General features: G+C 34.2%; 8 protein-coding genes, 3 tRNA genes and 1 CRISPR repeat array. Of the genes, 1 reads left to right on the top strand and 10 read right to left on the bottom strand.

What is annotated here, in order from left to right; translation table 11 throughout:
- Positions 1-379: 379 nt before the first annotated feature.
- Positions 380-1,116: a CRISPR direct-repeat array (repeat unit 47 nt; unit sequence GTTGTGATTTGCTTAAAATTTCTTACCTTTGTAGGTGTATAAACAAC).
- 233 nt (positions 1,117-1,349) lie between these two features.
- From cas2 to F596_RS0109480, 8 genes are all read right to left on the bottom strand, one after another.
- Positions 1,350-1,688: a CRISPR-associated endonuclease Cas2 gene (gene cas2 / locus F596_RS0109515; protein ID WP_019036766.1), complete on the bottom strand. Its 339-nt coding sequence runs from the start codon at positions 1,686-1,688 to the stop codon at positions 1,350-1,352.
- 26 nt (positions 1,689-1,714) lie between these two features.
- On the bottom strand, positions 1,715-2,650 hold the full coding sequence (gene cas1, locus F596_RS0109510) for a type II CRISPR-associated endonuclease Cas1 (protein WP_019036765.1): 936 nt from the start codon (positions 2,648-2,650) through the stop codon (positions 1,715-1,717).
- Positions 2,651-2,654: 4 nt separating this feature from the next.
- The gene (gene cas9 / locus F596_RS0109505) at positions 2,655-7,118 is read right to left on the bottom strand and encodes a type II CRISPR RNA-guided endonuclease Cas9 (protein WP_019036764.1); all 4,464 of its coding nucleotides are present in this window, start codon (positions 7,116-7,118) and stop codon (positions 2,655-2,657) included.
- 672 nt (positions 7,119-7,790) lie between these two features.
- A tRNA-Arg gene (locus F596_RS0109500) sits at positions 7,791-7,864 on the bottom strand.
- Between the two features lie 86 nt (positions 7,865-7,950).
- Positions 7,951-8,598 (bottom strand): trimeric intracellular cation channel family protein, encoded by a 648-nt coding sequence (locus F596_RS0109495; protein ID WP_008448574.1) that lies wholly within the window; start codon positions 8,596-8,598, stop codon positions 7,951-7,953.
- Positions 8,599-8,621: 23 nt separating this feature from the next.
- Entirely contained in the window at positions 8,622-9,578 is a 957-nt protein-coding gene (locus F596_RS0109490) for a D-2-hydroxyacid dehydrogenase (RefSeq protein ID WP_024992751.1), read from the bottom strand.
- Between the two features lie 71 nt (positions 9,579-9,649).
- On the bottom strand, positions 9,650-10,681 hold the full coding sequence (gene hisC / locus F596_RS0109485) for a histidinol-phosphate transaminase (RefSeq protein ID WP_024992752.1): 1,032 nt from the start codon (positions 10,679-10,681) through the stop codon (positions 9,650-9,652).
- A gap of 22 nt (positions 10,682-10,703) precedes the next feature.
- Positions 10,704-11,462 (bottom strand): RNA methyltransferase, encoded by a 759-nt coding sequence (locus F596_RS0109480; RefSeq protein ID WP_008448566.1) that lies wholly within the window; start codon positions 11,460-11,462, stop codon positions 10,704-10,706.
- A 44-nt stretch (positions 11,463-11,506) separates the two neighbouring features.
- On the opposite strand from F596_RS0109480, the gene tamL reads away from it, so the two are divergent.
- On the top strand, positions 11,507-13,777 hold the full coding sequence (tamL, locus tag F596_RS0109475; RefSeq protein WP_019036761.1) for a translocation and assembly module lipoprotein TamL: 2,271 nt from the start codon (positions 11,507-11,509) through the stop codon (positions 13,775-13,777).
- A gap of 59 nt (positions 13,778-13,836) precedes the next feature.
- Here the strand turns inward: tamL and F596_RS0109470 are convergent.
- Together F596_RS0109470 and F596_RS0109465 are read right to left on the bottom strand one after the other, a co-directional pair.
- Positions 13,837-13,909 (bottom strand) — tRNA-Lys (locus F596_RS0109470).
- Between the two features lie 35 nt (positions 13,910-13,944).
- Positions 13,945-14,017, bottom strand: a tRNA-Lys gene (locus F596_RS0109465).
- Positions 14,018-14,281 lie beyond the last annotated feature (264 nt).

The following is a 14,281-nucleotide window of genomic DNA, read 5'->3' as shown; positions in this document are numbered from 1 at the left end:
CTTAATCCATAGCCAATTACACGAAAAGAGGCTGGAACAGTTTGACACGCCTCCAACCTCACGTGATAGATACCTGAAATCGGGTGTCTTCACTTGTCGTGTGTAATATTACGAAGATTTTTTGAAATGTGCGACTGTTTTATCCAAAAATATTAAAACCTTAATAATCTATACCTGAAAACACCGAGGGGCCAGGGGGCGAGAAGCCCCCATCGGGCTGAAAACATATAAAAAAACAAAATGACGGCAATTAATCTTTCTTAACTCTTTTTTGTTTGAGATTAAAACAGTATCTTTATAGCTAATTAAAGTTTCTTCTCTCTTATAGGGAATACAATGGAGAGTTTAATGATACAAGGAAGCACATCTTTAAAGTTTATGTGTGATTTGCTTAAAATTTCTTACCTTTGTAGATGTATAAACAACGCTGGATATGGATATAACGGCAGAGAGTTGTTGTGATTTGCTTAAAATTTCTTACCTTTGTAGATGTATAAACAACTATAACCTCACTAATAGCAATAGTATTGTCGTTGTGATTTGCTTAAAATTTCTTACCTTTGTAGGTGTATAAACAACTGTAGTTAATTCACTATCTGACATATCAGGTTGTGATTTGCTTAAAATTTCTTACCTTTGTAGGTGTATAAACAACAAAGTCTATAATGCTCTCAACTTTGTTCCAGTTGTGATTTGCTTAAAATTTCTTACCTTTGTAGGTGTATAAACAACGTAAGCTCCGTCGTGTGCCACGTACCGAGAGTTGTGATTTGCTTAAAATTTCTTACCTTTGTAGGTGTATAAACAACCGTGTATTATTTGGATCTACCTCGATGCTGTTGTGATTTGCTTAAAATTTCTTACCTTTGTAGGTGTATAAACAACAAATAAAACGAAAATATATAATGATACGTTGTTGTGATTTGCTTAAAATTTCTTACCTTTGTAGGTGTATAAACAACATAAGATTAAGACAAGCGGAGGATCTTGCTGTTGTTATTTGCTTAAAATTTCTTACCTTTGTAGGTGTATAAACAACTCGGAGCTGACGTGATAAGCGTTACGGCTAGTTGTGATTTGCTTAAAATTTCTTACCTTTGTAGGTGTATAAACAACACGGGCTCTACAAAAGGCTGTTTATCAGGTTATTGTAGGGAAATTAGAGAAAAATAAAAATGCACTGCAAAAATAAATCCCATTCATGCAGAATGGGATTTTTTCGTGTACTAAGCCGTATGCATACAGTGATATGAAGGTGCGGTAAATATAAAAGTAAGAACTAAAAATACCAATGATTAGTATTTGCCTCTCTACTTGATTGCTATGATAAAGAAAAAGCCTATAAGCTATTAAAATAACTCTAACTGCTGGTAAGGAGCGTTAGGAGCCTTCTGCTTTTTGCAATAAAACAACTCAATAGCGGCAAATTGCTTATCGGTTATGCACAACAAGCCTACTTTTCCTGTGTTAGGAAGATTATTATGAATACGCTTTTTGTGAACTTCGGCATTTTCCATACTTGAGCAATGGCGAACATAGATAGAAAACTGAAACATTGTAAAGCCATCTTTTATAAGAAATTTTCTAAAATCGATATAGGCTTTCTTTTCCTTTTTCGTTTCGGTAGGCAAATCGAAGAATACAAGTATCCACATAACACGATATTCGCTAAGTCTATCTAAAGGCATAATATATGATGATGTGAAAAAAGTAATTATGTAAGCTCGGGGTATAAAATAGTTTTATCCTCCCCTGAAAAGCACTTGTAAAGCGATGCCGTAGTTTGTTGTGCAGCAATCATAAGTGGGCTACGCTTACCTTTAATAATAACATCAATCACAGGAATGCCTAACAACCTAAACTTAATATCTTTTGTAAGCTGATCAATACTATCTTCTTGGTGCATAATGTCTATTACCATATTGTCTACATACGGACGATAAGGCTCCATTATATCATCGGCTAAGCAATAAGCATTATACTTATTATGGTGATGAATGCCTAAGGTAGGTAAAAGTCCGCTACCTACCAAAGCTCTTGCTATAACAGCCCTTAATATGGCATAACCATAATTGAGCAAGTTGTTAGGAGGAATGCCTTCTCTTTCTCTTGTAAATAGCGGAAGAGAAGGAAAGATGTTTTTCCAATAATAAGCGGCTGCTCTTGCCTCAAGGTTATCAGGATCGCCACTTCGCACATTGTTAGCCCACACCCGCATACATTTAGTTTCTGCTTCGGTATAACGCTGAAGTATTGCCTCTTGGTTAAGGATTTTTTGTTTTGTAGTTTGCTGCCATAATTGTTTACGCAATGGCAACGAAGCGTCTAACTGATGTCTAAAACGTTCGTTTTGCAGCGTATTACCAGACAAAGGCAATTGTAATCCCACTGGCAAGCCTTTTGCATCGCACGTTATAACAGCCACATTGTTAGCTAAAAGAGCTTGCATGGCACCTGTGGTAATGGTAATGCGTAAGCTATTGAGCACCACTACTCCAATATCTTCTATTGGAATAGTGCGCTCAGCTTCTTGTAATAATGGCTTTGGCAAATCTTTTTGGCTTACAACTTCTGGTACATGGATAAGCAGCTGCTCGTTTCGCAAGCTAAGGTAAGCCGCATTGTCAAAGCAAAGCGTTTTCTTTATCATACATTTACTTTATTACATTTAAGATATTTCCCAGTCTGTCTACCTTCAATTTCCAGCATACCTCTTTAATGCTTTCACCTGTTATAGCTTTTTCTATTTTGTTACGAGATAGAAGTTCTACCTTATCAGCTATCACTTTAGCAATAGTAGATGGAACGAAACAACATCTATTTTCACTAGAACTAACCATCTTATAAATCCTTGTTTTATCAATGTGGCATGTTCCCATTGTCCGTTCTTCTTCAGTGGGGACGTAAACTAAATCGTTTGGCGATAGATAAAACTTCAGCGCAACACCTTTTTCATTATATTCAGGAACGGGTGAAAGCTTTTGCTTCTGCCGTTCTATAGCTTCTCTTAGCGGTACGGAGTAATAATACCTCTTACCTTCTTCATCTTCATAAATAGCAAAAAAGAGATTAGTACCTTTAGCAGCTTCTACATACTTCTTGGTTTTAGCTCCTCTTTCACCCACTTGATATTTAGCACCGAGCGTTTCAGACAGTCGCACATTCTTAATAGGCTTGTGAGCTTTACCATTATTATATAGCTCAATGTTGCTATTCATCTCTTGTATACCTTCAGGAGCAAAAGCTACTAAAGCATCTCCCCCTTTACTTTCTAAGTAGTTAAGCAAAATAGCTTGTATACCTGTATCAGTAATAGATGCAATTTTCTTTTTGTCAAATGATGTATCTAATGGTTTGCGTACAGCTACCATAGGAGCTTTGTTATCACTACTTATCCATACTTCAACTTTTGACACATCTTGTCGGTTCCATTTATAATTCAAACTCTTAAAATGAGCAACTAACTGTTTTTTGTTAAAATGCTTATCAACCAAATCGTTGACATAAGCTCTTAACTGTGCGTTGCATATAGCAGATATGTTATCTAAGGCTTTAGCAATGGGTAAAGCTTCTTTCCTAATAAGATTTACTCTTCCAAACACTGTTTCTTTATGCATAGACTTGCGTATAGCCCACATATCATTGCCTTTCTGACTACATATCATTTTCTTTCCATTCTTATCATAGCGTTGATACCTATTAGTAGCCCTATTAATTATTCTTACATTGTTTTTAAAACTAACAACAATATCGTTTAGTGCTTTTAAGGCATCTTGTGTAAAGGTGTCCCATGGCTTGTTAATAATCCTGTTTTTATCACATAACAATTGTCGTAAGTCTTCTCTTTGCTTAGGGCTATTAGCATTTACATTGCTAATATAGTTTACCATGTTTCGCGTAGTGCAGGCTATAACGAGGGCGTCCATAGCATGGTGCCTATGGTCGATACGCTTCTTTTTAAATCCCTTTTCATATTCTGAGGGCACATTGGTTTGAAAATATCTGCTGCCATTCTCTTCTTTCATCTCTCCAAAATCGTTTGTTCCAGACAACTTGTTAAGCCTTTCAAACCTTGGCGTAACTATCGTGTTCCATACATCTTTAAGCCCCCAATCGGTTTTCAGCTTATCAGTAACAGCACCAGATGAAGGTAATAAGTTCTTAGCCGTAGCCTCTTCTTCGCCTTGCTGTCTTACTACATTAGAAAGTAAAGACATAATTGTTTTAGTAATATAACGCGTATCATTAAGCTGCCTACTGCTAAAGCTCTCAGGTATATTTTCAGCTAACAAGTTATCACGCTTACGCTTGTTATGTGCATAATGCTCGTTAACAAACTGCTTATACTCTTCTTCTTTTAATATTGTTACCTCTTTGCCATGTGCTGTACAATAAATCCTGTCTCCACCTCTGCCTTTAATAAACTCATAGCCCAACATTTTATCCTTTTCTTTGTTTACTTCTGATTCGCAGATAACCTTGTTATTAAAAGAATTATCAAAGTATCTGCTTTGTGGAATAACATGTTCTATCTGGTATGCTGTTGTAAAGAGCTTGCTTAGCGAGATAGCTTTACCTGTATAAGGCGAACAATATTTTTGTTCGAGCCACAATTTATATCTTATTAGTTCTGCACTGGTAGGGCGTTCTTTCTTTGATATTTTAATAATATCGTCATAGTCCTTATCTTGCTTATTGAGGTTACCTAATACAGCCTGCTCATAAATGCGCATTTTCTCTTGATGCATAGGAGATAAAGGTCTGACATCTTTGATAAAAGTATCGTTCTTCAATTCTTCTAAGAGATACTTTATTCGTAAGTTAGTAGCTTCGTTATTAAGATTTCTAAGATTAGCCTCATTACGTTGCTGTGCAGTTAGCTTCATTTCACGTGCCACCTCTACGTGTATCTCATCAATATGCTTTTCTGCTTTCCAAATATCATATACCACCCTAAGCGTTTCTAAAATTACTTGTTCTACAATAGGATTACGCAAAGAATGCTGCGGAAAGCTGTAAATAAATTTTAATAAATCTTTTGGAGTATCCCAACATCGTATGTCCGTAACTTCTGAATGGCGTCCATATATTACGTAAGAAGCTAAGTAAGTAGGCAACCCTTGAAAGTCGGATACATGGTGTAAAACATATCTGCTATCATCTATCTTCTCTTTTAGCTTGCTATCAATATTACCAGTTATGATTTGTTGAATACATTTCAGTGTTTTAGCATCAATGGCTTGTTCGTTCCAAGCCTTACCCATACGCATCAACGTTAAAAGTCTTTTTATAGCTTTTTCAGAGTATGCACCATAACACTTCTCAAAAGGCTTGATTTTTAGGAATGACGATACAAAGTTGTCATCATCATACAATTTACGTAAAGCCTTAGCCGACTCCTCTTTTTCTTCTACAGAATAAAGCAAATGCCAAAGTCGATATTGCATGTTAGGTGTGTCATCTAACCATTGCTTATCCATACCAGCACGCTTTAGAGCCGATAACAATTCATATCTGGTTTCGTTGCAAGGATATGTTTTAGTGGCGTCTTTAATATAATTCCACTCTATAGGGAATACTTTTTCTTTATCTATCTGTACTTTCTTTATTTGAAAAAAATCCTTTAACAAGATGTCTTGCTTTATCTCCTTTCTATCATTAAGATATGTAAAGAGGTTACAATAATCTTGTGGTGTTGATAGATATTGCGCCGTTACATCTTCTCTTGTAACGACATCAGATAATCGTAGATTGTGAATAAATTGCCATAACCTAAACTCTTGATAATACGGATTCGATTTAGCTATACACTTAATAGGCATTTCTTTTACCTCACCAGTTTCTTTATCTACATATTCATAGCTCTCATATTTACAGTTATCTATAAGCGACTTTTTGCTCTTAAGTGGGCGTTGGTAGAAAATTATATCATCTACTAACAGATGTATCATGTTGCTCTTTACCACTTCATTGTAGCGTACATCGTTATGAGCATATAGCTCTTTTGCACAACTCTCAAGCAAATGCTGATTATGCAACTCATCATGATATTTAGCTTGCTGCTGCAATATCTCTATTAGCTCTTTTTTGTAATACTTACGTTCTATAGTTCTTACTAAGTTTCCCCGTATCTTATCGGCAGGCTTGCTAAGTATGTTGTCGTAGATAAATGCGCCCACTGTCTTGCCCGATGATTGTATTTGGCTTTCTGTGCGTTTTTTTATTAATCCCCAGTCGTCCTCTTTGGGTAGTCTGTATGACGGATTTTGCTTACCACTATCAAAAATCTTTGGCGTTTTACCATCTTTTTCGTAGATAGTTACAACTATAAGTTGTAATGTTTTGCCTACCCAATCATATAAAGGTGTATCACTCTTCCTTTTATATATACCGCCATCTTCTAAATGTATGTTATACCAAATGCCATTACCCTTTTGTCCTTCATCAGCATCTACACTTATCACCTTTAATACTTTGTATTCCTCTTTCTTAGTAGGCTGCTCTTCTTCTTCCTCGCCACGCAATTGGTAATAACCTCGTTTTTTATTAAAATTGAGTAATATCCATGCCAATTCTTCTTTACTAATAAGCTGTGTAAGAGCCTTTTTACGCAGATAATAAATGGTCCAGTCTAAAGGCACTTTCTTTCCATTAGCTATTAACTGAGGTTGATGCTTGGCAAAGTCGGATAACATTTCATGAAATGAGTCCATAAAGACAAATTCCATCTTCCCCTTTTCGTTTTTATTCTGCCTCCATGCCAATTTTGGTTCGCTGTCATCTATAAACTTTCCATATGTTTTATTGTCAGTCTTATCCCAGCCCAGTAACTTATCAAAATGATCAGGTAAAAAGTTCATTATATGTAATACTCTGCACAGACGTTCACGACGTAACACATGCCGTTCTGTAAGACGTCTTTTGCCTCTATACAATGTGCGTTGTGCCGTTTGGGAGACAGTATCACCTTTCTCAAAACTTCCTAATATATCTTGGCTCATAGGTATTATTCTACTACCCATTTTGATGCTTCCAATAGGGTTTCCATTATCTTCTGTCTTTACTAAAGCCCAGCCTACACTGTTAGAGCCAAGATCTAATCCTAAAACATTTTTCATATTTTATTACTGTTTTGTTTGTTTATTTAGATTTTTATTTCTACATTTGCAACAAGATATTTTAAGCAAATCACAATAAGGATTATTCCGTTGTGAAAACATTTTAGGTGGGAATTCTTGTAATTCTCACCTTTTTTTATGCTTTATTGCTATATTTTATATGACATCTTTTCACAACCATACATATACTCTTAATTGTTATTAAAGGCAAATGTAAGCATTTTATATTTTATTTAAAAATAAATATGCAAATAAATAATTAAAACAAACATTTTTGCATGTAAAACAAAAAGCCATGCTATCTACCGCCATATAAGATGCTAAGCTATATGTATGCAACAATCATCTTTAACCTATTGAACCATAAAAAACTAATATTTATAATGAGAAATGATATGTGTATGTATTGTTTTTAGATTATTTTTACTTGAAAAATAACCTAAAAATGGATAAAAAATAATCTATTTTTGCGTATTAGAGTTATCCTTTCTTTACAGAATAGTGGATATATAAGATGAAAAAAGATAACTTTGGCATCAGTATTCTATCACTTAATGTAGTTTAGAAAATCAGCGTATAAAACAAAAAAGGCTTTTAATAATTAAAAGCCTTGTATGATACTACTTAGGTGTTACATGTGTTTATATCGCTCCTAAGCGTTAAAAAAGAAAGTGATTCTGGCGGGATTCAAACCCACAACCTCTTGATCCGTAGTCAAGTGCTCTATTCAGTTGAGCTACAGAACCTACTTGAGAAATAAAAGAAAAACGCGTTGTTTCTTTATTTCGCTTGCAAAGGTATAGCTTTTTTACAAGACTGCCAAACTTTTTCCTTATTTTTTTTCATCCTCACTTGTTAGCGTGGGCAATGAAACCCCATAAAACACTGCTAAGAAACGGATTATACATACAGATAAGAATGCTATAATAGTAGTAATAGCCAAATTAACACCTATTTCATAAAGTAGCCAATATATACACCCTCCTGCAACACTTGCCATAGCATATATTTCTTTTCGAAAAATCACAGGTAAGTTATTAAGCAGAACATCACGAATAACACCACCTGCAACGCCTGTCATACACCCCATTGTGATTGCAACCCAAAAAGGGTATCCCATAGCTAACGTTTTTTGCATACCAGCCAAAGTAAAAAGCGCAAGCCCTAAGGTATCGAACACAAACCATGCGTTATTAAGACGATGGATCAGGCGATGAAAAAGAATAACAAACACAAGGGCAAGCCCTGTACATAGAAGATACTCTTCATTCTGCATCCAAAACGGTGTTACCCCTAACATCAAATCGCGTATAGTTCCACCACCTATGGCAACAGCTACTCCACAAACATAACCCCCAAACCAATCAAAATGTTTTGCAGCAGCATGACGTATTCCTGATATAGCGAACGCAAAAGTACCTAAAAACTCTAATAAATGTTGTAGAGTGGCTACCAAGTGCTGATCGTTGTATATTATCATGATTTTAAGAAGATATGTTACACTTACTTGTTAATTATATTTTGAGGTTTTCCTTCAAGATATTTTCTTATATTTTCTACAGCTATTTTCATAAGGCGGCTGCGAGCTTCTAAAGTAGCCCATGCTATATGTGGCGTTATATAAGCGTGTGGGGCTTTTATTAACCTGTTGTTAGCCTCTGGGGGCTCTTGTGTCATAACATCTGCACAGTAAGCTCTAAGATGCTGGCTTTCAAGCGCATTAGCTACAGCATCTTCGTCTATAAGTCCGCCTCTGCCAGTGTTTATAAGAATAGTACCTTGATGCATCATTGCAAGAGTTTCGGCATTTATCATCTTATAAGTAGAATCGTTTAATGGACAATGAAGCGTAACAACATCAGACGTAGCAAACAGTCCTTCTAATGTAGTTTTACGAATATTATCAGGCAGCAGACTGCTTGGCTTGCTTGTAAACGCATTAACGTCCATACCAAACGCATGTGCTATTTCAGCCACTTTTTTACCAATATTTCCTAAACCAACAATACCTAAAGTCTTATTAGAAAGTTCCATAAGAGGAGTGTCCCAATAACAAAAGTCCTTTTTACTACTCCACTTTCCAAGCCTTGTTTCAGAAGAATAATAATCTGGCATCATTGCTATGTTAAGTAAATGAGCAAATACCATCTGTGCTACACTGTCTGTACTATAAGCAGGAATGTTACAAACGGTAATGCCTCGCTCCTTGCATGCTTCTATATCTATATTATTGTAGCCAGTAGCCATCTCTCCTATATATTTAAGATTTGGGAGCGAAGCTATAACCTCTCTATTAATACTTACTTTATTAGTTAATATTATATCAGCATCTTTTGCTCTACATATAACTTCTTTTGGTGTAGAACGCTGATAAATGGTTAAGTTACCAAACTGTTTTATCTCTTCCCATGACAAATCACCAGGATTGACAGTAAAACAATCTAATGCTACTATATTGATATTTTTATTATTCATTGTTTTTTATGTTTTTATTAGAAATAAATTTTTTAAAGTTTACCTATTTTTCAAAATCATTTAAATTGTCTTAAAGCTCCTATAAGCTCATTATTTTCGCTCTTAGTTCCTATAGTTATACGTAAAGAGTTAGTACATTGCTTTTCCATATATACAACTATACCTTTAGAAAGAAGAAAACTATAGACAGACTCTGCATTATCAACCTTTGCTAAAAAGAAATTCGCATCAGAAGGATATACTCTCTCGCAAAAAGGCAACTCTGCAAAAGATCTCATCACCCTATTACGCTCTAAAAGTAATATTTTTAACCAATCTTCAATATCAAAACGACGAGATAGAATTTCCAATGCCTTATTCTGCGTTAACATACTTATATTGTATGGCAACTTTATCTTATTAAACAAACTTATTATGTTCTCATTAGCAAACGCCATACCTAAACTTATACCTGCACAGCCCCATACGTTAGAAAACGTATTTAAAACTATCAAGTTTGGGTACTCTTCTAACCTATGTCTGAACACTGGGTATTTAGAAAAATCAGAGTAAGCCTCATCAATAACAACAATGCCCTTAAACACAGCCAAGAGCTGTTCTATCTCCTCTATTATCAGATTATTACCTGTGGGATTATTAGGAGAACATAACCAAATAATTTTTGTATTTTTATCGCATACTTTCAATAACTTATTAGCAGATAATAGGTAATTATTTTCAAGCGGCACTGCTCTATATTCTACATTGTTTATAGCTGCACGCTCTTTATACATAATATATGTAGGAGCTATTGAAACAACATTATCTATATTTGGTTCACAAAAAAGACGATAACAAAGATCTATGGCCTCATCTTCTCCGTTTGTAAGTAATATTTTTTCTACCGGGACTGCTTTTATCTTTGATATTTCAGCTTTTAATCTTGCTTGTAAAGGGTCAGGATAACGATTATATGGCTTATTATAAGGACTTTCATTAGAATTGAGAAAAATATGTTTAGAATGTCCTAAAAGATGATTATATAGAGGCGTTATTTCGCTTCTAAGTTTCAATATATGCGTGCGAACGATTTCCTGCAATTGTTTCATTATTATAAACCTTTTAAAGTGTTTAATTTCTATTGCGTCTAAATTCTGCACATATAATAGCAGTAGCAACAGCAACGTTAAGCGATTCTGCTGAAGATTCCTTTAAAGAATAATTCGGAATATAAAGGCTCTTATTCACTTTTTGCCTTAACTCCTCTGATATACCTTTACCCTCGTTCCCCATTACTATGATTCCGTTTTGTGAAAGCTTTTGATTATAAATATTACAGCCTGTAAGCAGGGTAGTGTAAATAGGGCAATCATTAGGCACTTTATCGATAAAAGCAGGCAAGTTAATATAATAAATATTTACCCGTGCTATACTTCCCATTGTAGCTTGCACCACCTTTGGGCTCCAACAATCGACAGTATCTATAGAACAATAAATGTTTTCTATACCAAACCAATCGGCTATACGAATAATTGTTCCCATATTACCGGGATCTTGAATACCATCTAAAGCCAAAGACAATTTTTGTGTAGAGAACAAGCCTAACACATCATTTAAAGAATAATGATTCTGCCTCAACTTAAAAACGCCTAACTTTGATTGAGGATGCTGTAAAAATGATATTTTTTTTATATCCTCAATATCTTCAAAAATATCTTCAGCTTCAAATCCTGCTTGTAACAAATCGTCTACTACCTTTGGACCTTCAGCTATAAAAAGACATGATTTTTCTCGTCCTTTCTTAGTTCCAAGCGAACTATAAATCTTTATTTTATTTTTTGAAACCACATGGCAAATATACAAAAAAATATCCGCTTGCTTAAAATACATCTTGTTTTTTTACTATCTTTGTGCAAATTATGTATAGATATATAATGTTGACAGAAAATAAATGCAGCAAATTTCATCTACTCTTTGCTGTCTTAATAACTTTTTTCTTAGAAGGTTGTTCTTCAGATAAGTTTGTACCAAACAATGATTATTTATTAGACAAGGTTAAGCTAAGGTCAGATGTTAAAACACTTGACACGAGCTTGTTAGAACAATATATCCGGCAAAAAGGTAATTCTAAATGGTTTTCTTTATTTAAAGTACCTTTAAAAACCTATTCTTTATCAGGTAAAGATACTACCAAATGGATTAATCGCACTTTAAAGAAGATAGGAGAAAAACCTGTTTTATACGATTCGCTTCAAGCAAAATTATCTATTAAGGACCTTATAAAAGCCATGCAAAACATGGGCTACATAAATGCTAAAGTAACTTTTAATAAGCATATAAGAGGTAAAAAGCTCACTGCCATTTACAACTTATCACCGGGAGAGCCTTATATGATAAATAACTTTTCTTACGACATTCAAGATTCTATAATAGCTAAAATATTATCATCTCACTTAAATAAAAGCTTTTATAAAAACAGTCGTATGCCTTTTACTGTATCTTCGCTTGATGCGGAACGTAAACGGCTAACACAAATATTAAACGACTCTGGGTTTTACCATTTTCATAAAGAATTTATTTACTACACTGCCGACTCTATAAGTAAAACAAAACTTATTAACATAACTCTTCATCTAATGCCATATTACGATAATAACTATAAAAAAACATCAATACACCCACGTTATATTATTAATAATATTAATATTATTCCAGCAGATTCTAATGGAATTAATTTGCGAAGAGGTGTACTTGCGGATAATATTCTGTTTGAAAAAGGTAAATATTTTTCTGCTTCTGATTTACAAAAGACATATAATAATTTTGCCCGTCTTGGCTCTATACGATATACAAATATAAATTTTAAAGAAAGTCCACATATTGATAGTTTAGTTATAGGCAAAAAGTTTTTATATAAAACATCTAACATTCGCTACTTAGACGCTGATATACAAATATTAAATAACAAGCCTAATACTATTTCTCTCCAACCTGAAGGTACAAATACTGCGGGCGACTTAGGAGCTGCTGCTACATTATCATACCAAAACAGAAACTTGTTTAAAGGTAGCGAAAAGCTTGAAATAGAATTGCGTGGTGCTTTTGAAGCTATTAAAGGATTAGAGGGCTATTCTGATAAAAACTATGAAGATTACAGCATTAAAGGAAGTATGCTTTTTCCTCGCCTATTAGCTCCTTTTACAAGTAAGAGCTTTCGACGAAAAAGTAGTGCAACTACAGAGTTTATTATAAGCTGGGATTTTCAGAACCGTCCAGAATTTCATCGTCGAGTCTTCTCATCAGGATTAAAATATAACTGGTCTACCATTACAAAACAACTATCTTACAACCTTGACGTCTTTAAGTTGAGCTATGTATATATGCCGTGGATTAGCAAAACTTTCAAACAAGACTATCTCTATAATATTTCTAATCGTAATGCTATCTTAAAATATAATTATAGAGATTTATTTATAATGAGCTCAGGAATAGATATAAATTATAAAACACTAATACATTCTTTAAAAGCGAGAATAGAAACGGCAGGCAACCTGTTAGACGCTGTAAGCGGTATATTCAATTTCCAACGTAACAATGATGGACAAAAGAAATTTATAAAAATAGCGTATGCACAATATGTAAAGTTCGACCTTGACTATACTTACCTTTATTTATTTGATAAAAACAATTCTTTAGCACTACATGCTGATCTTGGTATTGCTTATCCATATAGTAATAGTAAAATACTACCTTTTGAAAAACGTTATTTTGCAGGAGGTGCAAACTCTGTGCGTGGATGGAGCGTAAGAGAATTAGGACCAGGAAACTTTAAAAAATCAGATGGGCGCATTGACTTCATCAATCAGACAGGAGACATAAAATTAGACCTTAATGCCGAATATCGCACACACTTATTATGGAAATTAGATGGTGCTGCATTCATTGACGCAGGAAATATATGGACTATCAGAAATTATAAAGAACAAAATGGTGGGCAATTTGAAATTAATAAATTTTACAAACAAATAGCTGTTAGCTATGGGTTAGGCATACGTTTTAATTTCAATTTTTTTATTCTTCGCTTAGATGCAGGTATGAAAGCTATTAACCCTGCTTACAACACATTATCAGAACATTATGCTCTTTGGCACCCTATATTAAAAAGAGATCTAACCTTTCATTTTGCAGTAGGATTACCTTTTTAGAAAAACATTCAATATTTTTTATATAAAAAAAAGAGAAACTTGCATAAGTTTCTCTTTTGTACACCCTTAGGGATTCGAACCCTAGACCCACTGATTAAGAGTCAGTTGCTCTACCAACTGAGCTAAGGGTGCAAAAACAAAAAGTATCTATACCTGAGCAAAAAATGTACACCCTTAGGGATTCGAACCCTAGACCCACTGATTAAGAGTCAGTTGCTCTACCAACTGAGCTAAGGGTGCTTTTTGCTTTTGCGAATGCAAAGGTACTACAATACTATTAAACCTCCAAAATTTTTCTTATTTTTTTATGATAACAGATTCAACTTCAAAATGCAACTACGCTTATAACCGTAAGGAAAATAATCTCACATAAGAGCTCTAAGTCCCAACTATATCCCTTTGGTATTACAACCCGTTGGCGGAATTAAAATAATAGATAAATTTATATGAAAGAAAAGTTGTACATACAAGAATTTATTTGTAACTTAGTATTGCTCAATACAT

The organism is Prevotella amnii DSM 23384 = JCM 14753 (genome assembly GCF_000378745.1).
GTDB classification, from domain to species: domain Bacteria; phylum Bacteroidota; class Bacteroidia; order Bacteroidales; family Bacteroidaceae; genus Prevotella; species Prevotella amnii.
Note: the sequence above shows the minus strand (reverse complement) of the source record. Positions and strands in the feature narration are given on the sequence as shown.

Bases quoted from the DNA above. Each gene is read 5' to 3' on its own strand.
- F596_RS0109480 (WP_008448566.1), bottom strand. From the start codon at position 11,462: ATGTATTTTAAGCAAGCGGATATTTTTTTGTATATTTGCCATGTGGTT.
- F596_RS0109495 (WP_008448574.1), bottom strand. From the start codon at position 8,598: ATGATAATATACAACGATCAGCACTTGGTAGCCACTCTACAACATTTA.
- cas9 (WP_019036764.1), bottom strand. From the start codon at position 7,118: ATGAAAAATGTTTTAGGATTAGATCTTGGCTCTAACAGTGTAGGCTGG.
- hisC (WP_024992752.1), bottom strand. From the start codon at position 10,681: ATGAAACAATTGCAGGAAATCGTTCGCACGCATATATTGAAACTTAGA.
- cas1 (WP_019036765.1), bottom strand. From the start codon at position 2,650: ATGATAAAGAAAACGCTTTGCTTTGACAATGCGGCTTACCTTAGCTTG.
- cas2 (WP_019036766.1), bottom strand. From the start codon at position 1,688: ATGCCTTTAGATAGACTTAGCGAATATCGTGTTATGTGGATACTTGTA.
- tamL (WP_019036761.1), top strand. From the start codon at position 11,507: ATGTTGACAGAAAATAAATGCAGCAAATTTCATCTACTCTTTGCTGTC.